Origin of the sequence: Streptomyces sp. NPDC127092, assembly GCF_042722475.1 — a bacterium.
Lineage (GTDB): Bacteria > Actinomycetota > Actinomycetes > Streptomycetales > Streptomycetaceae > Streptomyces.
In genome coordinates, this window is the sequence record NZ_JBHXFE010000180.1 from 1 (window position 1) to 1,719 (window position 1,719).

1 protein-coding gene and 1 pseudogene are annotated in these 1,719 nt (G+C 68.1%); one reads left to right on the top strand and one right to left on the bottom strand.

Annotated features, from left to right (window positions below; all coding sequences use genetic code 11):
* Nucleotides 1–513, top strand: a 513-nt coding sequence (locus ACFWJO_RS38585; RefSeq protein WP_386872864.1) for a tyrosine-type recombinase/integrase, incomplete at its 5' end; no start/stop codon positions are given.
* Between the two features lie 3 nt (nucleotides 514–516).
* Here the strand turns inward: ACFWJO_RS38585 and ACFWJO_RS38590 are convergent.
* Nucleotides 517–1,719 (bottom strand): annotated as a pseudogene (locus ACFWJO_RS38590) (hypothetical protein); the annotation flags it as partial.

The window sequence follows — 1,719 nt, forward strand, 5'->3', positions numbered from 1 at the left end:
AGTGCGCACCGGTTGCGGCACACCCTCGGCACCCAGCTCGCCGAGGGCGGCGCCCGCATTCAGACGATCATGGCAATACTCGGACACCGCAGCGCCACGATGTCGATGATCTATAGCCGCATCTCCGATCCCGAGATCCGCCGGCAGTACGAGGCGGCGCTCGCCGACGGACACCGGATCGCCGGCCCGGCCGCCGACGCCCTCCTGCACGACGCCCTCGACGACGACACCGTGGACTGGCTGAAGACGAACTTCCTCAAGACCGAACTCGAACTGGGACACTGCCTGCGGTTGCCCGCCGAGGGGCCGTGCGAATGCGACCTGATGCTCACCTGCCCGAAGTTCCTCACCACCAGCGAGTACGCGCCGCGGATCAGGGCGCGCCTGGCGACCGAGCAGGTCCTGATCGACGATGCCCGATCCCGCGGCTGGGACCGGGAAGTCGAACGGCACGAAGCGACGTGCCGGCGGCTGCAGCACCTGCTCGACGAACTCGACGATAAGACCCAGTGATGTTCAGGAATGGTTGGGACACAGTAGATCTGAACCCACCGACCAGTCATGCTGGGTAAGCCAGGCCCGCACCGACGCCGGGACGTCGTCGCTGCCGGAATCGGTGCCGGTGACTAGCGGACCGTCCCCGCACCGGGAGCAGCTGACCACCAGGACGTGGCCGTGGGGCTGACAGTGGGCGCAGTGCCGGGCCTCGCGCAGCTCGTTGCGGTCGCCGAGGTGCAACCAGATGGTCGCGAGATCGGCGCGGTGCGGGACGAGGTCCCGGCGGGTGGCGGGCTCGTGTCCGCAGGTCGGACAGGACGACGATCCGGCCGCCGGGGACGAAGGCGCAGCAACGGGTGTCGGGGTCTTCCTGGCCTCGGGTTGCGGGATGTCCGCGGTGAGCGTCTGCGGCGGACGAGACGGGAGATGGCGGTAGAGGGTCGAGCGGGTCAGCCCGCCCGGCAATGCCTTGAGCCAGTCGCGGTGGGTTCGGCCGATCTGGTGTCGGGCCAGTGCACGTCGGCCGTTCTGGTCTGAGGCGGGCAGCAGAATCAGCTCCGTCGGGTTGCTGTCGGGGAACTGTTCCCGGGTTGCATGCTGTTGGGCTCTGATCAACTCGGCGGTCGTGTGGGTGATCGGCAGCCGCCGACCGGGTCTGTTGTTCTTGAGATCGTCGTAGACCAGTACGTAGCTGTCGTCGTGGTCGTGGCCCAGGCAGTCCCAGGGCAAGTTCAGGATCTCGCTGGGTCGGCGGCCGGTGTCGATGAGCAGCTCGATCGCAACGGCCAACACCTTGGAGGTGCGGGTGCGGAGTAGCGGCAGGGCGTCGCAGAGTTGGGCGAGGATCTCGGGCGGCAACGCCCGGTGTGAGGCTTGCCGGTCCGGGCGTCGGGGAATGTCCTCGCGGCGGAGCCCGAAGTCGTCGGGCAGCCCGCCGAGTGGGTCGTCGGCGCGGGTCAGGCCGAGTAGTCGCATCTGGCGTAGCGCGTGATGAACCTTCCGGCAACTCAGGGATCGGGATAAGGCGCTGATCTCGTCGCAGTGCTCCAGGTAGGCGAGTCGCTGCAGGAACATCTCGATGTCGTGGCGGCCGAGCGCGCCGATGACCAGGCCGTGGTCGCTGCGATGGATGCGCAGGCTCTCCGAGAGCCCGGCCAAGGCCGCGACGTGAGCTCTCAGCACCGTGGTGACTCCGTCGCCTCGACGGCGTATCAGGTCTTG